24 protein-coding genes are annotated in these 24,041 nt (G+C 53.1%); 14 read left to right on the top strand and 10 right to left on the bottom strand.

Annotated features, from left to right (window positions below; all coding sequences use genetic code 11):
- Positions 1–55: 55 nt before the first annotated feature.
- Complete coding sequence (locus NYR02_RS16420; protein WP_260977435.1) at positions 56–544, bottom strand: FxsA family protein; 489 nt, start codon at positions 542–544, stop codon at positions 56–58.
- A gap of 320 nt (positions 545–864) precedes the next feature.
- Between NYR02_RS16420 and NYR02_RS16415 the strand changes: the two genes are divergently transcribed.
- Entirely contained in the window at positions 865–1,356 is a 492-nt protein-coding gene (locus NYR02_RS16415; RefSeq protein WP_260977434.1) for a GNAT family N-acetyltransferase, read from the top strand.
- Between the two features lie 94 nt (positions 1,357–1,450).
- On the opposite strand, the gene NYR02_RS16410 is transcribed toward NYR02_RS16415, so the two are convergent.
- Entirely contained in the window at positions 1,451–2,149 is a 699-nt protein-coding gene (locus NYR02_RS16410; protein WP_260977433.1) for a phosphoglycolate phosphatase, read from the bottom strand.
- A 3-nt stretch (positions 2,150–2,152) separates the two neighbouring features.
- Complete coding sequence (gene rpe / locus NYR02_RS16405; protein ID WP_260977432.1) at positions 2,153–2,827, bottom strand: ribulose-phosphate 3-epimerase; 675 nt, start codon at positions 2,825–2,827, stop codon at positions 2,153–2,155.
- 154 nt (positions 2,828–2,981) lie between these two features.
- On the opposite strand from rpe, the gene NYR02_RS16400 reads away from it, so the two are divergent.
- From NYR02_RS16400 to NYR02_RS16390, 3 genes are all read left to right on the top strand, one after another.
- A complete protein-coding gene (locus NYR02_RS16400; RefSeq protein WP_260977431.1) occupies positions 2,982–4,319 on the top strand; it encodes an alpha/beta hydrolase family protein in 1,338 nt (445 codons plus the stop codon).
- Positions 4,320–4,411: 92 nt separating this feature from the next.
- On the top strand, positions 4,412–5,011 hold the full coding sequence (locus NYR02_RS16395) for a hypothetical protein (protein ID WP_260977430.1): 600 nt from the start codon (positions 4,412–4,414) through the stop codon (positions 5,009–5,011).
- A gap of 39 nt (positions 5,012–5,050) precedes the next feature.
- Positions 5,051–5,788 (top strand): FprA family A-type flavoprotein, encoded by a 738-nt coding sequence (locus tag NYR02_RS16390; RefSeq protein ID WP_260977429.1) that lies wholly within the window; start codon positions 5,051–5,053, stop codon positions 5,786–5,788.
- Positions 5,789–6,098: 310 nt separating this feature from the next.
- Here NYR02_RS16390 and ampE read toward each other — a convergent pair whose 3' ends face one another.
- Both ampE and ampD read right to left on the bottom strand, forming a co-directional pair.
- The gene (ampE, locus tag NYR02_RS16385) at positions 6,099–6,974 is read right to left on the bottom strand and encodes a regulatory signaling modulator protein AmpE (protein WP_260977428.1); all 876 of its coding nucleotides are present in this window, start codon (positions 6,972–6,974) and stop codon (positions 6,099–6,101) included.
- A 9-nt stretch (positions 6,975–6,983) separates the two neighbouring features.
- A complete protein-coding gene (ampD, locus tag NYR02_RS16380) occupies positions 6,984–7,541 on the bottom strand; it encodes a 1,6-anhydro-N-acetylmuramyl-L-alanine amidase AmpD (RefSeq protein ID WP_260977427.1) in 558 nt (185 codons plus the stop codon).
- Positions 7,542–7,684: 143 nt separating this feature from the next.
- Between ampD and NYR02_RS16375 the strand changes: the two genes are divergently transcribed.
- The 8 genes from NYR02_RS16375 to yacG all read left to right on the top strand — a co-directional run bounded on the left by NYR02_RS16375 (position 7,685) and on the right by yacG (position 15,521).
- Positions 7,685–9,067 (top strand): alanine/glycine:cation symporter family protein, encoded by a 1,383-nt coding sequence (locus NYR02_RS16375; protein ID WP_260977426.1) that lies wholly within the window; start codon positions 7,685–7,687, stop codon positions 9,065–9,067.
- A complete protein-coding gene (gene nadC / locus NYR02_RS16370; RefSeq protein ID WP_260977425.1) occupies positions 9,042–9,902 on the top strand; it encodes a carboxylating nicotinate-nucleotide diphosphorylase in 861 nt (286 codons plus the stop codon). Before NYR02_RS16375 ends, nadC begins: the two co-directional genes overlap by 26 nt.
- Before the next feature lie 259 nt (positions 9,903–10,161).
- Positions 10,162–10,656, top strand: coding sequence for a pilin (locus tag NYR02_RS19465; protein ID WP_270049650.1), 495 nt, complete (start codon positions 10,162–10,164; stop codon positions 10,654–10,656).
- A 139-nt stretch (positions 10,657–10,795) separates the two neighbouring features.
- Complete coding sequence (gene pilB, locus NYR02_RS16360; protein ID WP_260977424.1) at positions 10,796–12,493, top strand: type IV-A pilus assembly ATPase PilB; 1,698 nt, start codon at positions 10,796–10,798, stop codon at positions 12,491–12,493.
- A 47-nt stretch (positions 12,494–12,540) separates the two neighbouring features.
- A complete protein-coding gene (locus tag NYR02_RS16355) occupies positions 12,541–13,767 on the top strand; it encodes a type II secretion system F family protein (RefSeq protein ID WP_270049649.1) in 1,227 nt (408 codons plus the stop codon).
- A gap of 41 nt (positions 13,768–13,808) precedes the next feature.
- On the top strand, positions 13,809–14,648 hold the full coding sequence (locus NYR02_RS16350) for a prepilin peptidase (protein WP_270049648.1): 840 nt from the start codon (positions 13,809–13,811) through the stop codon (positions 14,646–14,648).
- Between the two features lie 16 nt (positions 14,649–14,664).
- A complete protein-coding gene (gene coaE, locus NYR02_RS16345; RefSeq protein WP_260977423.1) occupies positions 14,665–15,264 on the top strand; it encodes a dephospho-CoA kinase in 600 nt (199 codons plus the stop codon).
- 56 nt (positions 15,265–15,320) lie between these two features.
- Complete coding sequence (gene yacG, locus NYR02_RS16340) at positions 15,321–15,521, top strand: DNA gyrase inhibitor YacG (RefSeq protein WP_260977422.1); 201 nt, start codon at positions 15,321–15,323, stop codon at positions 15,519–15,521.
- Between the two features lie 25 nt (positions 15,522–15,546).
- On the opposite strand, the gene NYR02_RS16335 is transcribed toward yacG, so the two are convergent.
- Entirely contained in the window at positions 15,547–16,485 is a 939-nt protein-coding gene (locus NYR02_RS16335; protein WP_260977421.1) for a DUF808 domain-containing protein, read from the bottom strand.
- 18 nt (positions 16,486–16,503) lie between these two features.
- Complete coding sequence (locus NYR02_RS16330) at positions 16,504–17,040, bottom strand: PadR family transcriptional regulator (protein ID WP_260977420.1); 537 nt, start codon at positions 17,038–17,040, stop codon at positions 16,504–16,506.
- Positions 17,041–17,191: 151 nt separating this feature from the next.
- On the opposite strand from NYR02_RS16330, the gene NYR02_RS16325 reads away from it, so the two are divergent.
- Positions 17,192–18,880, top strand: a complete 1,689-nt coding sequence (locus NYR02_RS16325) for a phytoene desaturase family protein (protein WP_260977419.1) — start codon at positions 17,192–17,194, stop codon at positions 18,878–18,880.
- Between the two features lie 113 nt (positions 18,881–18,993).
- On the opposite strand, the gene NYR02_RS16320 is transcribed toward NYR02_RS16325, so the two are convergent.
- The 3 genes from NYR02_RS16320 to NYR02_RS16310 all read right to left on the bottom strand — a co-directional run bounded on the left by NYR02_RS16320 (position 18,994) and on the right by NYR02_RS16310 (position 22,253).
- Positions 18,994–19,419 (bottom strand): copper chaperone PCu(A)C, encoded by a 426-nt coding sequence (locus NYR02_RS16320; RefSeq protein WP_260977418.1) that lies wholly within the window; start codon positions 19,417–19,419, stop codon positions 18,994–18,996.
- Between the two features lie 81 nt (positions 19,420–19,500).
- Positions 19,501–21,489: an EAL domain-containing protein gene (locus NYR02_RS16315; RefSeq protein ID WP_260977417.1), complete on the bottom strand. Its 1,989-nt coding sequence runs from the start codon at positions 21,487–21,489 to the stop codon at positions 19,501–19,503.
- A gap of 2 nt (positions 21,490–21,491) precedes the next feature.
- The gene (locus tag NYR02_RS16310) at positions 21,492–22,253 is read right to left on the bottom strand and encodes a transglutaminase-like cysteine peptidase (protein WP_260977416.1); all 762 of its coding nucleotides are present in this window, start codon (positions 22,251–22,253) and stop codon (positions 21,492–21,494) included.
- Positions 22,254–22,322: 69 nt separating this feature from the next.
- On the opposite strand from NYR02_RS16310, the gene NYR02_RS16305 reads away from it, so the two are divergent.
- On the top strand, positions 22,323–23,924 hold the full coding sequence (locus NYR02_RS16305; protein ID WP_260977415.1) for a GGDEF domain-containing response regulator: 1,602 nt from the start codon (positions 22,323–22,325) through the stop codon (positions 23,922–23,924).
- The last annotated feature ends 117 nt before the right edge of the window (positions 23,925–24,041 follow it).

The raw sequence follows: 24,041 nt of genomic DNA, 5'->3' as shown, positions 1-24,041 counted from the left end.
TTCAACACCCCCGACTAAAAAAATTCGTATTCTCAGGCGCAAAGCAGACGTGTGATTAGTCTTCGCGGCGATATTCGCCGTCGATAATGGTCGGACGACTCTGGTTCGGGTGAATGCGGCCCGGCTGTTCTGTTTCACCGTGCACATCCCGCGGGCCACGTCCGCCGCCAAAATTGCCCATACCGCCCATCATTTGTGGCTTAAACATCTTCAGGACTGAGCCGGCAAAATGCCCGCGTATACCCGGCAGTAACAGGGTAAAGCCAATCGCATCAGTGACAAATCCGGGGGTAATTAACAAGGCACCAGCCAGTGCCAGTAAGAAACCTTCTGCCAGTTCCTGTGCCGGCAGGCTGCCTTCCTGCAAACGCTGCCCCGCACGCATCAGCGTGGCCAGGCCCTGTGCGCGCAACAGGGTAACGCCGACAATCGCCGTCAGAAAAATCAGTGCCAACGTCCACAACACACCGATTTGGGAGCCAACTTTGATCAGAACGGCCAGCTCGATCATCGGCACCAGAATAAAGATAAATAACAAAGGCACGGGCAACTCCGCGAAGTCAGTGCTTAATTGGCCGCCGTTTCTGTCCGGTAAAATCTGGCTCAGCAAAGTTTGACTCAGCACAGTAAGGCGGATGGTAAAAGCTATATGGGAGCAGGCAACCCAGAATGCAAGGGAGCCACTCTACGCAAAAAAATAAATAACGCTTAAACAGCCGCTGAATAAGTGCAAAGGCCCGTACAGCCCCCTCGAATAAGCCGTGTGAATATGCGGAAAAATGACCGCACACAGGGTGGGCAGTGCGCCGGAGGAAGTGTAAAGTCAGAGGCTATTGAGAATTTTATAGAAACCGGAATAGTGTTGTGTCTGAACAATCTGAACAAATCGTTATTGCTGATCTGAACAATCCCCTGCACGCCAACGCCATGACTCAACTGCTGAGTCACTATGCCAGTGGCATTATGGGCGGCGGTGAAGAGCTGTCAGAGTTTACCCGCCGTAATCTTGCTGCCGAACTGGCCAAACGCCCGACCGTACACGTGGTATTGGCGTTTATTGATGACGAACCTGCCGGGCTGGTGATTTCTATCGAAGGTTTTTCCACCTTCTCCTGCAAACCGTTACTGAACGTGCATGACGTCGCCGTGATGGAAAAATTTCAGGGACGCGGTTTGTCCAAGCGCATCATGAACAAAACCGAAGAAATCGCCCGCGAACTGGGCTGCTGTAAACTGACGCTGGAAGTACTGGAAGGCAATACCGTCGCGCAAAATGCCTACCGCTCACTGGGTTATGCCAGCTACGAGCTGGATGCGGCCATGGGCAAAGCCATGTTCTGGCAGAAATACCTGTAAATCACCGGCTTGATCCGGCAAGGAAAAAGACAAAAACAGGCGGTGGCCAAAAAACCAGCGCCTGTTTTCAGTCTGTCAGGCTGTTGATTGTCTCTCAGCCTGCCAACAACTGCAGCAGATTTTCCACCGTCCAGTCCGGTTTCGATGCAGCGATATCTTCACCGTGGTTATAGCCGTAAGTCACAGCGACACTGGCAATACCGGCCGCTTTCGCCGCCTGAATATCGTTGCGTGAATCACCGATCATCAGCGCCTGTTGCGGTGTCACATTCTGCGCCTGGCAGGCGTGTAACAAAGGCATGGGCGATGGTTTTTTCTCGGCCAGATCATCACCGCACAATATCTGCACGAAATAATCGCTCCAGCCCAGAGACGCCAGTAATGGCAGCGTAAATAAGCGCGGTTTATTGGTGATTAAAACTTTCGGTATTGTCACCCGCTGCAACCACTCACTGACACCCGGATATGCGCCGGTGGCATGATGCAACGCCTGCAGATAGGCGGCATCAAATAACGCCCGTGCCGGCGTCACATCATCGGCTGCAAGCGCAACCGCCGCCTGCTCATCCCCAGCACACAATGCCCGGCGAATTAAGACATCGGCACCGTTACCGACCCAGTGGCTGACCTTTTCTTCACCGGCAGGCATACGCTGCAAACCCAGCAGCATGGCATCCACTGCGGCCGCTAAATCCGGTACGCTGTCGATCAGCGTGCCATCCAGATCCAGCAACAACAACTGAGGTCCGGCTGCCGGTGCAAAGTGTGCCTTCAGCGCGGCGTTCCAGCCCATCAATTACTTCACCGCTGCAGCGATTTCTGCGCGCATCTGGTCGATCACAGTTTTGTAATCAGGAGCATTAAAAATGGCCGAACCGGCGACAAACATATCGGCACCGGCGGCGGTAATTTCGCGGATATTATCGGTTTTAACACCACCATCAATTTCCAGACGGATATCCAGACCGGAGGCATCAATTTTGGCGCGCGCCTCACGCAGTTTATCCAGTGTCGTCGGGATAAATGACTGGCCACCGAAACCCGGGTTAACCGACATCAGCAACACCACATCCAGCTTATCCATCACATAATCCATGTAATGCAATGGTGTCGCCGGGTTAAACACCAGACCAGCTTTACAGCCAGCAGATTTGATCAGCTGCAGACTACGGTCGATATGCTCGGAAGCTTCCGGGTGGAAAGTGATGTAGGTTGCACCGGCTTCGATAAAATCACCGATCAGACGATCGACCGGTTTGACCATAAGATGAACATCAATCGGTGCTTTAATACCGTGATTGCGCAGTGCTTTACACACCATCGGGCCGATGGTCAGGTTGGGCACATAATGGTTATCCATCACATCGAAGTGTACGACGTCGGCTCCGGCGGCCAGCACATTTTCAACTTCTTCCCCTAAGCGGGCAAAGTCGGCAGATAAAATGGATGGAGCAATCAGGAAGTCTTTCATCAGCGGTTCCGGCAAATAGAAATTCAGCGCGCATTGTAAGGTCTGAAGGCAACGAACACTACCGCCACAGATCCGCGCTCAGAGGCTAACCTGAAAACAGGAACAGCTTTTGCTGTAAACCCGCTAACCGCCCGTTTTTAAGGATCGCCCGCCGATGCAGGCCACGCTCTTTTATCGCCAATTCCTGCCCCAGGCCTTATCAGCACTGCTTCTGCTGTGCAGCAGCGTCCTGTATGCCGCTGACGGTGATACGACCAACGATACCACTACCGACGGCAACCCGGTGCCGGCAGGCGCTGCCGCCTTGCCGGATGAGCAAAATACCGGAGATGGTGCCAGCAGTGCCGGAGAAGAGACGCAGGCAACGGATCAGAACACGTCAATGCGCGTCATCCCCGACGTAGCCGCCAGCCGCCATGAGGGTCTGCTGCAGTATCTGCAACTGAATAACCGCCAGTATGAAATGGTTCGTCTGGTCGCGGCGGAAAGCGAATTTTATGGTCTGCTGCTGACCGAAACCCGCGGCCAGCCTCAGGGCGGCGTATTGATTCTGCATGACAATGGTCAGCACAGCCACTGGCCGGAAATCGTCGCGCCCCTGCGTGAAACCCTGCCCGCTCATGGCTGGACCACACTGAGCATTGAACTGCCAGAGCTGCCTGCGGCACAACCCCCCGCACGCACTCCGGAAACGGAATACAGCGCCCGCATGACCACAACGCCGGACAGTCCGCCAGCAACAGCAGAAACCACAGCCGCGGATGCGGCACCGGGCAATGCTGTGCCAGCCACTCCGGCAGCCGACGCCGCTGACAGTGCCAACATCGCGGCCATCGAAAAAGCCGACGCCAGCGCAGAACAGGACAGCGTTTTAAATGCGGCCGAGCCTGCCCTGCCAAGACTGAGCGAACTGCCACCATTGCCTGCCAACGCCAATGCAGCCGCCACGCCGATAGCACCGGCGGTTGATCGCAATGCTGAATACCGCGAACAGATGCTGACCCGTATCCGCCAGGGCGTCAGTTACCTTAATCAACGCGGCCAGTTGAATATTGTGGTGATCGCCTGCGGTAACAGCGCCAACTGGGCGGTCGACTTTTTGCTGGCCCGCAGCCAGTCGCAACCACAGGCCGCAGCCACAGGCGGCACTGCACCAGACCAGGCTAAAGCTCAGGAGCGGGGGCTGGCACTGATTCTGATTGATGCGGTTGATAATTCACTCTCTCCGGTGCCGCTCAATCAGCAAATGGTGCAACTGGATATGCCTTTGCTGGATCTGATCAGCGAGCAGAGCATCAGCCCGGCCTATGCCAACCAACAGCGCGCAGGCGCCATGCGCCACAAACAGCGACAGCAATACCAGCAAATTGCCGTTCCTGCGTTTGACCTTAATTACGATGACAGCAATGTGATTGTGCGGCGGGTGCGTGGCTGGTTGAAAACCAATGCCGCCGGTACAGAACTGGCGACAAAAACCACCGCGATGCCTTAACTCAAGGGTCTGCCAAAAACTATCTATACTGGACGTACCCTGCACTCATCCAAGCAGCCCTTATCACAGCGAACTGAATAGCGAACCGATTTATGGCGACACCGATTTTTGTTACCGCCGCCAGCATTGCCGCCGAACTGCATCAGGCCATGCTGGAAGCCAAAGGGCTGGCCTTAACCGCTAAAAATGCCCGTGCATTAGCCGTGCGCGCAGGTTCGAAAACGGTAGGTTTTAAGGCGATTACGCATTTTATTGATGAGCTGGCGTCCGACATTATCCGCCAGTCGCAATACATCAATGGCGTATCTGAACATCTTTCGCACAACGCCGTCGCGCTTTGGCGTGCCAGTACCGCTGCAGAAAAGTTTGATTGGATCGAAACACAGCACAGCGACAACATCGCTTCGCTTCATCACGCGATGCAAAGCTGTTACCAGCAACGCGAGGCTCTGTCACACACCCTGAGCCGTGGTTTACGTGAGTTAGAACAGCAGCTGGAAGAAGGCGACAAACACATCCGCACCGCGAACCTGATCGCCACGTCCAGTAAAGTAGAAGCTGCCTCAGCCGGTGACTTCCGTAATCAGCTGGAAGTGATCGCCCAAAATATCACCGATACCGCTGATAAAATCCGCGCCCATCTGAGTCAGGCCAGACGCCTGCTCGGACAACGGCAGAAACACACTCCATGATCCCTCTGGCGGACAATACGCAGGACAAGGAATAACACTATGCTGGCCACCACACTGTACGAAGACGGCGATCACCGCTGGATTATGTTCGCCCGCGATCCGCAAAAAGCCGAAGGGATTATCGATACCAATCAATACATGGTGCAAAGTGGCGATCAGGCTATTTTGCTTGATCCGGGCGGCATTGAATTATTCGCGCCGATGCTGTCGGCGGTCTTAAAATTTGTACCGGCTGAACACATTACTCATCTGTTTGCCTCGCATCAGGACCCCGACATTATTTCATCCCTGGGGTTATGGGATCAGGCCTTACCGAATGCCAAGCTTTACTCGCCCTGGTTATGGGAGAGTTTTATCCGTCATTTTGGTATGGAGAAAATTGAATTCTGCGCCATTCCGGACGAAGGCATGACGCTCAATATTGGTCGTATTCAGCTGCAGTTTATTCCCGCGCACTATCTGCACTCATCCGGTAATTTTCACGTTTACGATCCGAAAGCAAAAATACTAATGAGTGGCGATGTGGGAGCGGCGATGGAGTCTACCGATGCTCCGCTTTGGGTCGATACCATGAGCACCCATATTCCTAAAATGCGTAAGTTTCATCAGCGCTGGATGCCATCAAACGAGGCGAAGCTGGACTGGATTCGTCGTGCGCGACAACTGGATATCCAGATTATGGCACCGCAACATGGCCGGCTGTTTCAGCCACCTCATGTGCAGGAATTCCTCAACTGGTTTGAAGATCTGCCGGTGGGCATTGCTATTAAAGGCTGAGCGGAAAAGAAATTGACCGCACACTTTGGGCGTAGCTTTCAGTGTAGGAGTGGCTTTCCATGTGGGAGTGGCTTTCAGCCGCGAAAACACCTCAACCACCACCGTCATTGCGAGGAGGAACGACGAAGCAATCTCTGCACAGATGGATTACCGCGTCGCCGGAGCTCCTTGCAATAACAGCACTTATGAAAAACGCCGTACTGTAGGAGCGGGCCATGCCCGCAAATCGTGGTCGCAAGACCCGCGGTTAGCGCGACTAAAAGTCGCTCCCACGTCAATAAACCCGCTGTCATCACGACAGCAGCATCGTTTACAGTAACCAGCCGCCAACCGTGGCCGCGGCAATCATCACCATCCAGATTGAGACGCTGCGCAAATGCAGCTGATGCCACTCATCCAGTTCACGTGCCGCCGCTTCACCATCATCGGCCACACTGTGCCACTGGCGCTGTTCGCCATTATGGGATAATGCACTGCTGGCGACCGAAAACAATACATCGGCACCACTCGCCTTTAATTGCCATAAATAACTTTGCCATACCGGTAAAGCGCGCATGAAGTTACCCGCCAAACCGTAAGTAAGCCCTAACAGACGAACCGGAATCCATTCCAGCCAATGCAGATAACGCCAGGCTTTCTGATCACAATCGCTGGCGCGTGCATATTGCACACTGAACCAGGCCAATAAAACCCCGGCGACATCAGCAATCATGTACCAGAAAACCATCAGGAAAAAATATTCGAACCAGCGATGCAACAGCGCTTTAATGACCTGCTCATTCATCTGCCCGGTGTCTTCCGTCACGCTGACTTCGGGAACAGCGAGAAATTTTTCCGCACAGTGATAAGCGCCCTGAGTATCCCCCTGCTGTAAATCTTCACGGTATTCCTGCAGGTGCCGTTCAATACCGATGTGCGAAAGAACGTACAGCAGCAACAGAATTTCCAGCGCGAAGCTGATTAATCCCCAGGCTAAATGTTCGATATACCAGAAACCAGCCGCTAACAGCATGGCCGGAATAACCACAACCAACGCATATTTGATATGCCGGGGAAAACGCTGAAAAAATCCCCGAGGCAGCCAAAAGCTGAGCCAGTGAGCAAAGGTTCTGCTACTGGTACTGCGCTGGGGTAACGGCAATTGCGATTGCAGTACCAGCGCAATAAAAACGATCAGAAATTTCATAACAGCCTCTCAATTGTCAGACAAAGCCAAGGTGCGGAATAAATATTGCCAGTCAAAAGCCGGACCCGGATCGGTTTTCCGGCCTGGCGCAATGTGCTCGTGCCCGGTAATACGGCGACCAATGGCCGGATATTCTGCCTGCAACGCACGCACAATATCGACCAGAACCTCATACTGCACCGCACAGTAAGCATCGGTATCCGTACCTTCCAATTCAATACCTACAGAATAGTCGTTGCAGTCTGCCCTGCCTTCATAAACCGAGCGTCCCGCATGCCAGGCCCGATCATTAAAATTCACAAACTGAGTCACGGCTCCGTCGCGTTCAATCAGCAGATGGCTGGAGACCCGCAAGGCAGCGATTTCTGCAAAGTATGGGTGGGCATCAGCCGGGAGTTTATTTTGAAAAAATTGCTGCACATAACCACCACCAAACTGACCTGGCGGCAGGCTGATATTGTGAATAACCAGCAGCGTGATATCACCATCAGGCCCGGGCGGGCGGGGGCCAAAGTTAGGCGAAGGACACCAACAGGCAATATCCAGACGCCCTTCACTCACTTTCATGCTCGTGTCCTTCCTCTGTGCGCTTCTACACCATTGAACAAAGTCGACACCTTAGCGGTTTTTAACGGTGCCGTCAGTTTGGCAGCCCCGACGACAACCTTTATAGTGACCGCTGACACAACATGACATAAAGAGAGAAGCGGATGCTGGAGTTCATTAAGACGATCAATGGCTGGGCCTGGGGAGCACCGATGCTGCTTCTTATCAGCATCACCGGCCTGTATCTGACCCTGGGTCTGAAAGCTTATCCAATCCGTAACATTAAACGCGGCTTCGTCTATTTATGGGTAAACCGCGAAGGTAAAGGTCAGGGCGAAATCTCTGGTTTTAACGCACTGATGACGTCGCTTTCGGCGACCATTGGTACCGGTAACATTGCCGGGGTCGCCACCGCCATCGCTTCCGGCGGGCCAGGTGCGCTGTTCTGGATGTGGTTAATTGCCTTACTCGGTATGGCCACCAAATACGCCGAAGCCGTGCTTGCCGTTCATTACCGCGAACGCAATGAGAAAGGCCAGTATGTTGGCGGCCCGATGTACTACATCCGTAATGGCCTTGGCCCGAAATTCCGCTGGATGGCTCTGCTGTTTGCTTTCTTCGGCATGTTAGCGGGCTTCGGTATTGGTAATGGCGTCCAGGCAAATTCCGTAGCCGACGCCCTGCATGGTGGCTTTGGTATTCCTGAGTGGGTGACCGGCGTAGCCATTGCCGTTTTGGTTGGTCTGGTCCTGCTGGGCGGTATCCGCCGTATTTCTGAAGTGGCCGGTAAGCTCGTTCCTTTTATGGCGATTGCCTACATTCTCGGCGGCCTGATATTGCTGGTTGTTTTCGCCGACCGCGTACCGCAAGCCGTCGAACTGATCCTCCACCACGCCTTTAACCCGACCGCCGCCATGGGAGGTTTTGCCGGTGCTGCCGTATGGGCTGCCATCCGTTTTGGTGTAGCGCGTGGTGTATTTTCTAACGAAGCAGGCCTCGGCAGCGCGCCCATTGCTCATGCCGCCGCACAAACCGACAGCCCGGTACGTCAGGGCAGCATCGCCATGCTCGGTACTTTTATCGACACCATTATTATCTGCACAATAACCGGTCTGGTGATTGTCGCTTCCGGCGCCTGGCAGCTGTGTCCGCCGGAAATTGCCGAGTGTGTTGCCGGTAAAGGTTTAAGTGGTGCCAACCTTACTTCTGCGGCGTTTGCCCTCGGTTTACCCGGCATCGGCAACTATATCGTGACTCTGGGGCTGGCGATTTTTGCCTTCACCACCATTATCGGCTGGTCTTTTTATGGAGAGAAATGCACAGAGTATCTGTTCGGTGTAAAATCCGTGCCCATTTTCCGGATCATCTGGGTTTTGGCCATTCCGATCGGTGCAACGCGTGAACTCGACGTCGCCTGGCTGATTGCCGATACCCTCAACGCAATGATGGCGCTGCCCAACCTGGTTGCCCTGTTACTGCTGAGCCCGGTCGTCTTCAAGCTGACAAAGAGTTTCTTAAACCATGGATCTGAGCCTGCATCAAAATGATATCGCCACCATCGTTGCCCGTGCGCTGGAAGAAGATGTGGGCAGCGGCGATATTACCGCCCGTCTGATCCCGGCCACTCAGCAAGCCAAAGCGCGCATCATTTCCCGTGAGCGCGCCATTATCGCCGGACGCGCCTGGGTAGATGAAGTATTCCGCCAGCTTGATCCGGCTGTCAGCGTGATCTGGCGTGTATCTGAAGGCCAGTGGGTACGGCCCAACCAGACGCTGTTTGAACTGCAGGGAAGTGCCCGCTCGCTGCTGACCGGCGAGCGCTGCGCCCTGAACTTCCTGCAAAGTCTGTCCGGCACAGCCACCCTGTGCCGTTTCTATGCCGACAAAGTGACCGGTACCGGTGTTAAGTTGCTCGATACCCGCAAAACCATTCCTGGTCTGCGTATCGCACAGAAGTACGCAGTCAGCGTCGGTGGCTGCTTTAACCACCGCATTGGCCTGTACGATGCCTTCCTTATTAAGGAAAATCACATCATGGCCGCCGGTGGCATTCGCGCAGCAGTCAGCCAGGCGCACGACATTGCCCCCGGCAAACCGATTGAGGTAGAAGTGGAAACCATGCAGCAACTGGATGAAGCCATCGACGCCGGTGCCGACATCATCATGCTCGACAACTTTAATCCTGAACAAATGCGCGTTGCCGTTGTCCATGCCAGACAGAAAAGTCAGGGCCGTACCAATGGAGTGATAAAACTGGAAGCCTCCGGCGGCATTACCGATACCAGCCTGCGTGCCTACGCCGAAACCGGTGTGGATTACATTTCCATCGGTGCCCTGACCAAAGACTGCAAAGCGATTGACCTGTCGATGCGGTTGGTGTGAAGAGGGTCTTTAGAGGCCAACACTCTGTTTTGACATGCAGAGAGTGACAATATTTGTCACTCTCTGACAATCTGATTAATCAGCGTTCAGGTTATCGCCGGACATGGATCAAAAAACGTGATAAAAGCCCGGAATCAGGGCTTGCAGCGGCCAACTAAGCTTGGCACACTCTTCGCACTGTCCTGATGTGACACAGCAATTCAAAGCCCGCTTTGAATTGCCCATAACTAAAATCTCAATCGAGAGTGGAGAATTTTCTATGAAAGCTCAAAAAGGTTTTACCCTGATTGAATTGATGATCGTTATTGCGATCATTGGCATTCTGGCTTCTGTTGCCATCCCACAATACAAAACCTATACAACCCGTGCACAAACTGGTCCTGAACTGGTTGGTGCTGTTCGTCCTCTCCAGCTCGCTCTGGCCGAATATGCGGCTATCGAACAAAAGCTGCCAACCAGTGCAACTGAACTTGTTCAATGGTCAACCGGTGAAGTAGCTAACTGCTTAGGCCACGTTAAAAATGTTGCCTACACATACTCATCAGCTACTGCTGGGGTTATCACTGCGACAACTTATGGTGCTGGCGAAACTGCAGATACTGCATGCACAGGTGCCGGTCCGACTTCTGAGCCTGAAATGCAGGGTAAAACACTGGTAATTGATGTTACCGTGAATACTAATGGCGCTGTTCGTTTTGCTGTAGATGCAACTAATAGTACAGTTCCTGCGAAATTCCTGCCTAAAATTGGCTAATTAACCAATCGGCAGTAATTAAGAGCACCCTCTAGTGGGGTGCTTTTTTGTTTTTAGCGTAAACAAACAGAACTAGTAGATTCTTCTACCCTCTGGTATGTTCTGGTGCAAAAAGCATAATGCCTTTGGGGAAGTCTCTATGGCCGTTCTAACCGGCTTGCCACGCCGTATCGTCGAACAAAATCTCGTCAACAGCCAACAGGCTCAGGAAATCGTCAACAAGGCCAAACAAGACAAAATTGGCTTTGTCGCCGCTGCTGTCGCCTCCGGTTACATTAAATCGCGCGCAATTGCCTTATTGGCGTCAGAAGAATTTGGCTTGCCTGTCCTTGATTTAGCTGCCTTTGATCTGGAATTAATCCCAAGAGAACTGGTCAGCAAGGATCTGATTGAAAAACACCGCGTATTACCTTTATTTCAGCGCGGTACGCGCCTGTTTATTGCCCAGAGTGACCCCTCGGCCATGATGGCCATTGATGAAATCAAATTTAATACCGGTATGACGGTAGAAGCGGTACTGGTAGAAGAAGACAAGCTGGGGCAGGCCGTTGATAAGTTTCTGGCCGCCAACGATAACAGTTTTGGTGAACTGGACAGCGAGCTGGATGATGTTGACCTTGAAGACCCGGATGCACGTGAAAAAGCTCAGGAAGCCGAGAAAGATTCTTCCGGTGACGATGCTCCTATTGTACGTTTCGTAAACAAAATGTTGCTCGATGCCATTAAAGGTGGCGCATCTGATATTCACTTTGAGCCCTATGAGAAGCGCTACCGGGTACGTTACCGTACCGATGGCATGTTGCATGAAGTCGCCAGCCCGCCGGTCAACCTTGCCGGTAAGATCGCTGCTCGTTTAAAGGTGATGTCGCAGATGGATATTTCTGAACGGCGTGTCCCGCAGGATGGGCGCATCAAGATGAAACTGTCCAAAACAAAGGCCATTGATTTCCGGGTAAATACCCTGCCAACCCTGTGGGGTGAAAAGATCGTACTGCGTATTCTTGATCCCTCGTCCGCCAAACTGGGCATTGATATGCTCGGTTACGAAGCAGACCAGAAAGCCTTGTACATGGAAGCTCTGGCCAAGCCTCAGGGGATGATTCTGGTTACCGGCCCCACCGGTTCCGGTAAAACCGTATCGTTATATACCGGCCTGAATATTCTTAATGTCGAAGGCACGAATATTTCCACCGCCGAAGACCCGGTGGAAATTAACCTCGAAGGTATTAACCAGGTAAACGTGAACGCCCGCGTCGGCCTCGACTTTGCAGCCGCTCTGCGTTCCTTCCTGCGTCAGGACCCGGATGTGGTGATGGTCGGTGAGATCCGTGACTTGGATACTGCCTCCATTGCGATTAAAGCTGCACAGACCGGTCACTTAGTGCTTTCCACCCTACACACCAATAGCGCCGCAGAAACCCTCACCCGTCTGGCCAATATGGGTGTACCATCATTCAATATTGCCACATCGGTCAGCCTGATCATTGCCCAGCGCCTGGCTCGCCGCCTCTGCTCAAACTGTAAAGCCCCCGCAGAAATACCCAAAGAATTGCTTCTGGAGGCTGGATTAACGGAGGAGCAACTGCAAAGCGCCGAAATTTATAAGCCTGTTGGCTGTGAACAATGCAAGGGCGGTTACAAAGGCCGCGTCGGTATTTATGAAGTAGTTAGAATAACGGATGCCATCTCCCGTATTATCATGGAGGGCGGCAACTCGATTGAGATCTCAGATGCCGCCCGTAAAGAAGGCTTTAACGATTTACGGACATCGGCCCTGCAAAAGGTTGCACAAGGGGTTACCAGCCTGGAAGAAGCCAACCGGGTAACCACCGACTAAGTTTTACGGCAGTGCTTAGCACTGCCCATGTATGGACATATTGCATTATGGCTAAGCAAGTTAAAAACAGCTCCTTTACCTGGGAAGGGATTAACCGTCGCGGTCAGACCATCAAAGGTGATATGACGGGTCAGAACGCTGCGATGGTAAAGGCCCTGTTGCGCAAACAAGGTGTAACGCCGATCAAGGTTCGTAAAAGCAGCCAAGGATTACTAACAATAGGCGGGACGAAGAAAAGAAAAATAACATCGGCTGATATAACGTTCTTTACCCGTCAGATGGCGACGATGATTAAAGCCGGTGTGCCACTGGTCCAGTCATTCGATATCGTTGCAGATGGTATTGATAATCCTTCGATGAAAGAACTGATTTTTGGTATCCGTGACTCCGTTTCTGCCGGTAATGACTTTGCGTCGGCATTGAAACAATACCCGGAGTATTTCGATAACCTAACCTGTAATTTAGTCGAATCCGGAGAGCAGGCTGGTGCGCTAGAAACGATGCTTGATAAAGTCGCCATCTACAAAGAAAAAACGGAATTACTCCGTAAAAAAATCAAAAAGGCGCTAATGTATCCCCTAGTTACTTTAGCAATTGCGTTTGTTGTGACTTTAATTTTGCTGATAAAGGTTGTTCCTACATTCCAAGACATGTTTGAGAGTTTTGGTTCTGAATTACCTGCACCAACACAATTTGTAGTTTATTTGTCTGATACAGCACAAGAATACTACATACAAGTTTTTGCCATTCTACTCATTCTGGGTATTTCATTTGGCCAAGCAATGAAACGCTCTCCCGCATTTCGTGATGGTTTTGAGCGTTTTACTCTAAAGGTTCCCGTTTTTGGCGATTTAATTCGTAAAGCAGCAGTTGCAAGGTTTGCACGAGTATTGTCAACTACTTTTGCAGCAGGTGTTCCTCTTGTTGAAGCCCTTGAGTCGGTTGCAGGGGCGGTTGGTAACGTCGTATACAAAGAAGCAGTACTAAAAATCCGCGACGAAGTTTCTTCTGGCCAACAAATGCACTTTGCAATGCGCTCAACAGGTGTATTCCCCAATATGGTGGTACAGATGACCAGTATCGGCGAGGAGTCCGGCGCTCTGGACGCTATGCTGGATAAAGCGGCAACTTACTTTGAAGAAGAGGTTGATAACGCTGTTGATGGAATGACGGCGATGTTAGAACCCATGGTGATGGCTTTTTTAGGTGTGGTAATTGGCGGTCTGATTATTGCGATGTATATGCCTATTTTCCAAATGGGTGATGCCATTTGATCAATTCAACTTACAGTTTTTTACTCGAAAATGACCTTTTTTTGGCCATATTGATAACACTGCTCAGCCTCCTCATCGGCAGTTTCCTCAACGTGGTTATCCTGCGTTTTCCGGTGATGATGTTCCGCAGCTGGAAGCAGGATTGTCTGGAAATGGACACCACTCTGCCCAAGCATCCGGCCATTGACGATCTGAGTAAGCCCTTCAACCTGTTAAAGCCTGACTCACACTGCCCCAAATGTCAGGCTCCGGTCAGAGCCTGGCAGAATATCCCTGTGCTGAGCTGGGTCTTGCTGCGCGGTAAGTGTGCCGGCTGCGGTACCCGTATTAGCCTGCGCTATCCGGCGGTTGAAATCGCGACGGCAGCACTCAGCACCGCATTGCTGCTGGTGTATCCCTGGGGCTGGCAACTGGCGGCAATGCTGGTGTTCACCTGGCTGTTAATCAGCATGTCGGTGATTGATATCGACCATCAGATTTTGCCCGACACCATGACCCTGAGCCTGCTATGGCTGGGCCTGCTGGTCAACAGCCAGGGATTATTCACCGATCTGGAAAGCGCCGTGTATGGTGCCGTAGCCGGCTATATGGCGCTGTGGAGTGTGTTCTGGATATTCAAGCTGGTGACCGGCAAAGACGGGATGGGTTACGGCGATTTCAAGCTGCTGGCCGCGCTTGGTGCCTGGCTGGGTGTGCAAAGTTTGCCGCTGATTATTCTGCTGTCTTCCGTGGTGGGTGCTGTCGTCGGTATTGCCGGCATTATGATACTGGGGCGCGATAAAAACGTTCCGATTCCGTTTGGCCCTTATCTGGCTACCGCCGGCTGGATCGCCGCTCTCTGGGGTAATGACATCACCGAATGGTATCTTGGGCGTTTCTGACAGGTAATAATCAGCGATGTGGGTTTTGGGTTTAACCGGCGGCATTGGCAGTGGCAAAACCGCCGCCAGTGATTTCTTCGCCAGCAAAGGTATTACTGTGGTCGACGCCGATATTGTCGCCCGCGAAGTCGTTGAACCGGGACAACCAGCCTGGCAGGCCATTAAAGATCGCTTTGGTGACCAGGCACTGCTCGCGGATAACAGCCTCAACCGCGCCTGGCTACGCGAGAAAGTGTTCGCCGAGCCAGAAGAACGTAAGTGGCTGGAATCTCAGACGCATCCGCGCATCCGCGACAACATTATCCGCCAGTTACAGCAAGCCACTTCGGCTTATGCCATTCTGGTTTCGCCGTTGTTATTCGAATCCGGCCAGGCACTATTAACACAGCATACGCTGCTGATTGATGTCGCTGAAGACATTCAGATTGCACGGGCGACATCACGCGATCAGAATAACGCCGATCAGATCCGTCGCATTATTGCCGCACAAATGTCACGTGCTGAGCGCCGCTCACGCGCCGATGACATTGCCGATAACAGTCTGGGGCTGGCCGAGCTGCACCAGCAACTGGAACTGCTGCACAGCAGCTACCTGTTGCGTGCAGCTTCACAATAAAATAGCAAGCAATAGCGCGCTGACTGACATGCGATTAGCAAACCTGCGAGAACCCCATGAAAGTAAACTGCCCGACCTGTAAAAAAGAAGTGGAATGGATTGCGGAAAACAAATACCGGCCGTTCTGCTGCGAACGCTGCAAGCTGATAGACCTGGGCGAATGGGCCAGCGAAGGTCATGCCATTCCCGGCAAACCGGCCGATGAAGTACTGATGTCAGAAGAATGGCAGCAGGAGCAGGACAAGCCTTACAACTGATCCCGCATGGTGTGATCCGGCGGCCTTAATGGCCGCGCAGTTTTTCCCACACCGTCATCACTCCCACCAGCACTGCTCCGGCCAATACGCCGACCAGCAGGTTAAAGGCTAACGGCAGCAAAGCGCTGCTGATATCCGCCAGCCATGGCAGCGTTGTGCCCCAGCTGTGAATCGCCCAACCCGAAGCCGAATGCGCCAGATGTTCCAGCTGAGGCACGCCATGCATCAGAATGCCGCCCCCCACCAGAAACATCGCCAGCGTGCCGACCACGGATAATGTTTTCATCAGCCACGGCGCCAATACTAAAAGCCCACGACCAATAGCCTGTAATAGGCCGTTACCGCGTTCGCTGAGATACAGACCGGCATCATCCATTTTCACAATGGCTGCCACCAATCCATAAACACCAAAGGTAAACAGCAGTGCTAAGGCCGAAACCACCAGCACCTGAGTGGTAAAACTGGCCTGTGCCACCGAGCCCAGCGTAATCACAATAATCTCTGCCGACAAAATAAAATCGGTGCGGATTGCCCCTTTGATTTTTTCCTGCTCAAACGCCATTAAATCTTCGGGGCTACTTTGCAACGCTTGCTGCAATTGCTGTTTGCCGGCTTCCGCCTCCTTGCGATGCAAAAAACTGTGCAGCAGTTTTTCAACGCCTTCAAAGCACAGGTAAGCACCACCCAACATCAGCAAAATTATTACCGCCCAAGGCGCAAACGCACTGATCAACAGTGCCGTTGGCACCAGAATCAGTTTATTTTTCAGTGAGCCTTTGGTCACGGCCCACACTACCGGCAACTCACGTTCAGCACGAATACCGGAGACCTGCTGAGCATTCAGCGCCAGATCATCGCCCAGTACACCGCTGGTTTTCTTCGCTGCCATTTTCGACATGACGGCAACGTCGTCGAGTACCGTGGCAATGTCGTCGAGCAGCGCTAACAAACTTGCACCTGCCATTGTTATTCCTTTTTCAATTTATGGGTGATTCAGAAAAGCGTCGACTTCATCCGCCCAGTCGAGCCAGGCCTCTACCGACAGGATGCCGCGCCGCAGCGTCAGATACGGAAAGCGATAACGCTGCTGTTCCGCTTTAGGCAACGCCAGGTAATGCTGCTCAATCGACAACAGCGCCGCGCGGTTTTGTTCATACAGCGTGCGGTGATGCGCCATCTCTGCGCGAATATTTTCGGTATCGCGCAAATGTCCGCCATACAGCCGTACCAACAGGCTGTCGTTGATTTTTTCCGGCTTACTGGTTTCTGCCAGCCAGGCCAACAAGGCTTCGTGCCCCTGTGGTGTCAGCTCGTACACCTTGCGGTCTGGCTTACCCTGTTGCGGCTCGGTACTCGCCTCCAGCCAGCCAGCTTCGTGCATCCACTTCAGTTGCTGGTATATCTGCTGATGACTGGCATTCCAGAAATAACCCATATGCTCACGGAAGCGTTTAAGCAGGTCGTAACCCGACCCCGGCTCGGTTTCCAGTAACACCAGAATGGCGTGTTTAAGCGACACTCGCTCTCTCCTTAATTTCTGCAGCCATTCTACCCGTCCGGGCTTGCATCGCCTATGCAGGCGGGATAATCTGATAATCATATGCAATTTTTTGCATAACCAGATCGCAATAACAATAACAAAACACCCGCCCCATCCCGGAGGAGCAGCAATGAGCAAGGTTAAAGTAAGAACCGGAACCCGCTTCCGTGCTAGTCGTGCAGACAGTCACTACGATGTGATTGTTATTGGTTCAGGCATGGGCGGACTGACAACCGCTGCTTTTCTGTCATTGCTCGGCCAGAAAGTCGCCGTCATGGAACAACACTACACCGCCGGTGGCTTTACCCACGCCTACGACCGTGAAGGCTTTGAATGGGATGTGGGCGTGCATTACATCGGTGAAGTACACAAACCCTCGACCCTGCGCCGGGTATTTGATGTGGTCAGTGAGGGACGTTTGCAGTGGGCTGAGATGGCACCTGAATATGACCGCATTATTCTTGGCAAAGAAGAATACGGCTTTATTGCCGGACGGGAAAACTTCGCCGCCATGCTGAAAGAGCGCTTCCCGCAGGAAGGACAGGCCATTGACCGCTACATCGAACTGATCCGTGAAATGAGCCGTAAAACGCCACGTTTTTTTGCCGGCCAGGCCATGCCACCATTACTGGCCCGCGCCTACAATCTCATCCGGCCGCTACTGCTGCCAAAAGCCTTTTTTCAGACCACCCGCGAAGTGCTGGAAAATCTCACCGGCAACCAACAATTAATTTCAGTTCTGACCGGCCAATGGGGGGATTACGGCCAAACACCTACCGACGCCGCCTTTATTATGCATGCCTTAATCGCCAAGCATTACCTTGCCGGTGGCGCGTATCCGGTGGGCGGTGCATCGGCCATTGCCCGCACCATTATCCCGACCATTCAAAAATCCGGCGGTGAGGTGTTTACCTACGCCGATGTCGACGAAATCATCGTGCGCAATAACCGCGCCTGCGGTGTTCGCCTGGCCAATGGCACCGAGCTGACGGCTGAGCGCGTGGTCAGTAACGCCGGATTCTGGAACACCACACAACGCTTACTGCCCGCTGAAGTGCGGAAAAAACTGGGCACCGAACGCTGGGCTGAACAAGTACAACGCTCCAGCGCGCATTATTGTATTTATGCCGGTTTTGATGGCACCGCCGAAGAGCTTGGTTTAAGCACAACCAACCTGTGGATTTACCCAAGCGCCGATCACGAAGGTAACCTGCAACGCTATTACGACGATCCTGAACAGGAATTTCCGGTTGTATATATTTCGTTTCCATCGGCCAAAGATCCCGACTGGAACAACCGTTTCCCAGGTAAATCCACCGTCGAAATCGTAACGGTGGCCAGGCATGAGTGGTTCAGCCAATGGGCCGGAAGCACCTGGAATCAGCGCGGAGAAGAATACGACCAGATCAAAGCCAAGGTCAGCGAGCGTCTGCTGGAAAAACTGTACGAACGCCTGCCACAACTGCGCGAGAAACTGGTCTTTCAGGAATTATCCACGCCACTGTCCAGTGACTGGTTCCAGAAAAGCAGCGCCGGTGAAATCTACGGCCTGGACCACTTTGTCGATCGCTTCAAAAAGCCGTTTCTGCATCCGGTAACACCGGTTAAGAACCTCTACATGACCGGCGCGGATGTTATGACCGCTGGCGTGGGCGGAGCCTTAATGGCCGGTATGATGACCGCATGTGCCATGCAAGGCCGCAAAGCCGGTGACGTATTAAAGCTATTAAAAGAATGGCAACCACCGACAACCGAAGCTCCGTGTGGGAATGCAACTGCGTCAGCAAAAACTACCACGCAGAGCGTGGGAGCCAGATGAGACGAAGCTCCGCGTTTCTCGTTCCCAAGTCCCGAGTGGGAGCCAGTTGAAAAAAATAACGCGCCTTAGGGCGCGTTATTTTTTAGTGCAGCGAAGGCCGATAAGTAAAAGCATCATTTCAAGCTGCGCAATTCCGCACTCACCGTCTGACACTCACCATCACTGAAACACAGCGTCATTGGCAACGTATCTGCCAGCGGCAATTTCAGTTTAAACAGCATTAAATGCAGACCACCCGGTTGCAGGCTGACGCTTTCTCCGGCCGGAATGGTTAACGACTCCAGCTGGCGCATGCGCATGACGCCGTTATCATGCAGATGGGTATGAATTTCGATAATACCAGCCCAGTCAGCACTGACACTCGTCAGGATTTTATCCTGATCCGTTGCATTGCTCAGTGTCATAAAGGCTGCGCTCATATAACGTCCGGGAATCGGCTCACGCACATAGGCATCACTGGCAGCCAGCCCTTGTGCTGTCGCCAGTCCGGACGCAGCCAACCCCAATAACAATAAAAAGACAGACGCTGGATTACGCATAGTTATTTCTCCGGACACTCAACAGTAGTCGCATTGTACGCGCCAAACCTGCGCTGCACAGAGGCAAAATGTCGCAGTCAATCAGGCATCATCTGCCGGTAGCTGCCATTGATGCGCTTCCGCCAGTGAGGGCAAAGGCTTACTGAAGAAATAACCGCTCATGCCATCAACGCCGGTCTGACGCAGCACGGCCACATCATCGGCTTCTTCGATGCCTTCACCGAGCACCAATAAATCCAGATTGTGGGCGATCTGCACCATCGACTGAATAAAAAAACGATGATCCTGAGCCTGATGCAAACCACGGTTAAAGCTGCCATCAATGCGGATGTAATCGAGTGGCAAACGTTGCAGATAAGCAAACGCCATACTGCCGGTACCGACCTGATCAACCCCCAGGGATACACCAAAAGGTTTCAGCTGCAAGGCCAGACGCGCCAGTGCCGTTTCAATGCCATTCAAGGACGACTCCGGTACTTCCAGCGCAATATGCGCCGCCAGCTGCGGCGCATCGCGGAACAGCTCGGTTAAACGCTGATGGAACGGCTCATCAAGCACCGAAGCCGGCGAAATATTGATGCAATAAGTCACGCCGGACATCAGGGTTTGCTGTTTCAACTGAGCCAATACCTGCGCAACAATACTGGCATCGTAACGTGCTGCCAGCTGATGCTGCTCGACCATTGGCCAAAAGCGCGCCGCTGACAGTGTTTCACCCTGCCAGACAATACGGCTGAAGACCTCAAACTGCAGCAAACGCCGGTTGCGGTTACTGATGACCGGTAAAAACTGTAATTGCAGGGCATTCACTTCCAATACCCCCAGCAATAATTCGTGCCACTGACCCGCCGTCCACTCCTGCACCGTTGCCGCGTTGTCAGCCTGGTAAAGTTGCGCACGCCCTTCCGGTGCGCGTTGTGCCTGGCGTAACGCAGCATCCGCGCAGCTCAATGCCTGTACCGGATCATCCTGTAAGGCCTGTAAAAACACACCGCCAAGATGAAAGACCAGCTCTTGACGCCGCGACAATACGCTGGTCGCCAGCTGGCTGAACATTTGCTGCAGCAATTCATTGGCCTGCACCTTATCAGCACAGGGAATGTACAGCGCAAAATCGCTGCCGGAACGGCGGCCACTGAAAGCGGCTGGAAACTCCTGCAAACAACGCTGCAACTCGGTGCCAAGCATGTTCAGAACATCATCCACTACTTGTCGCCCCTGCGACTGATTCAGCGCACTCAGATTCTGCAACTGCATTAACATCAACACACCGCTGTGTTCTTCGCCACGCTCCAGAATGTGTTGCAGACGCTGATCAAAACCGCGGCGGTTAAGCAGGCCACTGACGTTATCGTTAAACGATTCTGCACGCAGCTGCTCCGTCATGGCCGATTGCTCGGTGAAAATGCTTTGCAGCTTCTGCACCATTTTATTCATCGCCAGCACCATGCGCCGCAGTTCCCGCGGGCGTGGAATATCCGTTTGCACCTGCCATTGCCGCTCACAAATGGCCAGCGCCTGACGCTCAACCCGTGCCAGCGGGCGAAACAGCCAGCTCAGCAATATCTGCAGTAATACCAGCGTGACTACCAACACCCAGGAGAACCAGATCAATTCGGCACGCACCATGGCCCACAGATCACGGTATGCAAAATCGGTATGGCTGATCACCCGCACCGTACCCAAACGCTGCCATTGGCGGGTAACGTCGGCTTCAGCCGCGATCATTTCCAGTCCGACCCACTGCATAAACCAGCGCGGTGCTGCAGCCTCACCCGCCGAGTCACGGCTGCGGCGGTAAATTGGGTCGTTATCAATACGTTGCAATTCAATGACGGCAAAAAAACCGCGATCAAACAACACATCCATCAACCGCGTCAGCTGAACCTCATCATCGGCGGCCACCTGCGACATCGACAACGCCAGAGACGTGGCGGCATCGTAAGCACGGGCATTCAGCTGTTGCTGAAAATAGTCACGGCCATTCATCACCATCACCAGCAGATTACCCACCAGCAGAATGATGACTAACAGACTGGTCAGCAGGGAGAATTGTTGTCGCAATGTCATTGTTATAAGTCCATTCCCAGTTGGTTCATGCGGACACGCAGATCCGTCCATAAATCGAGCTTATTCGGATTCCCCATACGAATCCCCTGCCCTTTCATTCGTTCCAGCCACATACCATCGCCATTAAAACTGTAAACCGGCGACAAATCACTGCGTTCGCTGGCCGGAGCAATAATGCCGATTAAATTATCCAGCACCAGAGGCACCGCATCCGGCGTCGGAAAATAGGTTAACACCATGTGCGCCTGATTCAGACGAATCGCCTTAACGTAAGTGATGCGCAGTTTACTGGTATCGACGCCCAGCTGGCGCAACGAATAATATTTGGCGATCACATAATCTTCGCAGTCACCGCCATCACTGCCCAGAGCTTCGTAAGGCGTTGCCCAATAGTCATCCATTCCCCAGTGTTTGGCATCGCTGACAAAGCGTAATTCGCGGTTAAAAAATGCATTCACCCCTTTGAGTTTGTCAGCCTCACTGGCATCCGCCAGACCATGCAGCGTCTGCCGCCAGGCATCAATACGTGCGGCTGCCTTGCCGTCATATTGCTGCTTCGCTTTGCCCGTCAGTTCCTCCGGCACCCAGCGTTCAGTATCCGCATACAGTGCCTCCTGCCCCGCCAGATTCCAGCACAGTAAGGCAGTCAACGGCCATAACAGCCACCAGGGGGAACCCGGCTGACGGCGGGAATGAAACACAGCAGTGGAGAAATCCATGCGCAGACAGGCAACCAACAGATAAATATTGTTACCGTTAAGCATAGACAGACAACATGAGTCTGGAGCAGAAACTGCTATTCTTAGATCATCTGTAGCTAAGAAGTAACAACGATGACGGATAACCTGACCCCCGCAGCCCGGTTAAAACAACACTTTTCCTTCCGGGTTATTAATCAGGTTCGTCAGGTTATTGACCTCTGGCGCCAGCTGCCAGCCCAGCAGTGGAGCGCCGAGCGGATGATGGATTTCACCCTGGCGGTGGAAAAGCTGGTACGTTTCGCCCAGCGTTTTGAAGCGGCGCGGCATGAAAAACTGGCCCGGCAGTTACTGTCGACCCTGGCACACATTGCTGTCGGCCACAGTCCCGACAGCGCGCAGCTGGAAAGCCTCAACCAAACCATTATTGCCCTCAGCAAAACGGCGTTACGCCATACCGACGATAAAACCGCCGATACCCTGATTCCGGAAAAGAAGCCGGTCTATATTGCACTCAGCAACACCGATCATGCCCTGACCATGGCCGAGCAAATGCAGTACTTTGGTTTGCGTCCGGAATTACAGCGCACTGCCCACGATTTCGCCCAGGCACTGGAGCGGCGTCACCCGGCAGCCGTGGTCCTTGATCTCGACTTTGCCGGTACCGGACTCGGCCTGGAGCTGGCGCAAAGCCTGCAAGGAAGCCGTGAAAATCCGCTGCCGGTTTTGTTTACCTACCGCGATACGCCGCCATCCCTGGAACAACGCCTTGCTACGTTGCGCAATGGCGGCCTGGGCATCTATGAAGAGATGGATGTGCAGTCTGTTATCAGTCATCTGGAGAACCTGCTCGACAGTTCACCGGAAGTGCCGTTCAAAATTCTGATCATCGACGATTCCCGCGCTCAGGCAACCCACACGGCAAACGTGCTGAACAAAGCGGGCATGGTGACCCAGGTCGCTAACGATCCCCTGCTGGTACTCGACGTACTCAGTGGTTTTACTCCGGATCTGATTTTGATGGATATGTACATGCCAGGCTGTAACGGTATGGAATTAGCCAAAGTGATCCGCCAGCAACGCGAATACATCAACCTGCCCATCATTTACCTCTCCGGTGAAGAAGACCGCGAACGCCAGCTGGCGGCGATGGCCGAAGGCGGCGATGACTTTTTAACCAAGCCTGTCGATCCCGGTCATCTGCTCACGACGCTGCGCAACCGCGTCAGCCGCGCCCGGCAATTACAGAACCTGATTGCCTGCGACAGCCTCACCGGCCTGCTTAACCACACCCACCTGCTGGGTGCTCTGCAGGATGCCATGCGCACCAACAGCGATGTGCCGATCAGTTTTGTTATGGTCGATATTGATCATTTCAAGCAGGTTAATGACCGTCATGGCCACCCGGTCGGCGACCTGGTCATCCGCAATCTGTCGTTGTTTTTGCGTCAGAGTCTGCGTAAATCCGACCCTATCGGCCGCTATGGAGGCGAAGAGTTTGCCATTATTCTGCTTGATGCCACCGCCCAGCAGGCGCGGCAAATTATGGATGATATCCGCCTCAACTTTGCCAATCTGATTCACGATGGCCAGTCACTGAAAGTAACCTTCTCCTGCGGCGTCGCGGAGTGGAGTGGTCAGAGCATCAGCGAGCTGGTTGCCGCCAGCGACCAGGCGCTGTATTGCGCTAAACGCAATGGCCGCAATCAGGTACAACTCGCCGGAGAGGGTGAATAACTCCAACCTTCCGTATCTCTGCACTCTGAATCACACTCTGAATTGCACCATGAACAGCCCCCTGAATACTCCGGTGTTTTTTCGCTATCCGGCAAAAAACGCCACTCACCCCGCCAG

Source organism: Thalassolituus pacificus, from assembly GCF_025318105.1.
Classification (GTDB): domain Bacteria; phylum Pseudomonadota; class Gammaproteobacteria; order Pseudomonadales; family Oceanobacteraceae; genus Venatoribacter; species Venatoribacter pacificus.
The sequence above is the reverse complement of the archived record's forward strand: the minus strand, read 5'-3'. Positions and strand labels throughout refer to the sequence as shown.

Bases quoted from the DNA above. Each gene is read 5' to 3' on its own strand.
- NYR02_RS16410 (WP_260977433.1), bottom strand. From the start codon at position 2,149: ATGGGCTGGAACGCCGCGCTGAAGGCACACTTTGCACCGGCAGCCGGA.
- rpe (WP_260977432.1), bottom strand. From the start codon at position 2,827: ATGAAAGACTTCCTGATTGCTCCATCCATTTTATCTGCCGACTTTGCC.
- NYR02_RS16400 (WP_260977431.1), top strand. From the start codon at position 2,982: ATGCAGGCCACGCTCTTTTATCGCCAATTCCTGCCCCAGGCCTTATCA.
- NYR02_RS16395 (WP_260977430.1), top strand. From the start codon at position 4,412: ATGGCGACACCGATTTTTGTTACCGCCGCCAGCATTGCCGCCGAACTG.
- NYR02_RS16390 (WP_260977429.1), top strand. From the start codon at position 5,051: ATGCTGGCCACCACACTGTACGAAGACGGCGATCACCGCTGGATTATG.
- ampE (WP_260977428.1), bottom strand. From the start codon at position 6,974: ATGAAATTTCTGATCGTTTTTATTGCGCTGGTACTGCAATCGCAATTG.
- ampD (WP_260977427.1), bottom strand. From the start codon at position 7,541: ATGAAAGTGAGTGAAGGGCGTCTGGATATTGCCTGTTGGTGTCCTTCG.
- NYR02_RS16375 (WP_260977426.1), top strand. From the start codon at position 7,685: ATGCTGGAGTTCATTAAGACGATCAATGGCTGGGCCTGGGGAGCACCG.
- nadC (WP_260977425.1), top strand. From the start codon at position 9,042: ATGGATCTGAGCCTGCATCAAAATGATATCGCCACCATCGTTGCCCGT.
- NYR02_RS19465 (WP_270049650.1), top strand. From the start codon at position 10,162: ATGAAAGCTCAAAAAGGTTTTACCCTGATTGAATTGATGATCGTTATT.
- pilB (WP_260977424.1), top strand. From the start codon at position 10,796: ATGGCCGTTCTAACCGGCTTGCCACGCCGTATCGTCGAACAAAATCTC.
- NYR02_RS16355 (WP_270049649.1), top strand. From the start codon at position 12,541: ATGGCTAAGCAAGTTAAAAACAGCTCCTTTACCTGGGAAGGGATTAAC.
- coaE (WP_260977423.1), top strand. From the start codon at position 14,665: ATGTGGGTTTTGGGTTTAACCGGCGGCATTGGCAGTGGCAAAACCGCC.
- yacG (WP_260977422.1), top strand. From the start codon at position 15,321: ATGAAAGTAAACTGCCCGACCTGTAAAAAAGAAGTGGAATGGATTGCG.
- NYR02_RS16335 (WP_260977421.1), bottom strand. From the start codon at position 16,485: ATGGCAGGTGCAAGTTTGTTAGCGCTGCTCGACGACATTGCCACGGTA.
- NYR02_RS16325 (WP_260977419.1), top strand. From the start codon at position 17,192: ATGAGCAAGGTTAAAGTAAGAACCGGAACCCGCTTCCGTGCTAGTCGT.
- NYR02_RS16320 (WP_260977418.1), bottom strand. From the start codon at position 19,419: ATGCGTAATCCAGCGTCTGTCTTTTTATTGTTATTGGGGTTGGCTGCG.
- NYR02_RS16315 (WP_260977417.1), bottom strand. From the start codon at position 21,489: ATGACATTGCGACAACAATTCTCCCTGCTGACCAGTCTGTTAGTCATC.
- NYR02_RS16310 (WP_260977416.1), bottom strand. From the start codon at position 22,253: ATGCTTAACGGTAACAATATTTATCTGTTGGTTGCCTGTCTGCGCATG.
- NYR02_RS16305 (WP_260977415.1), top strand. From the start codon at position 22,323: ATGACGGATAACCTGACCCCCGCAGCCCGGTTAAAACAACACTTTTCC.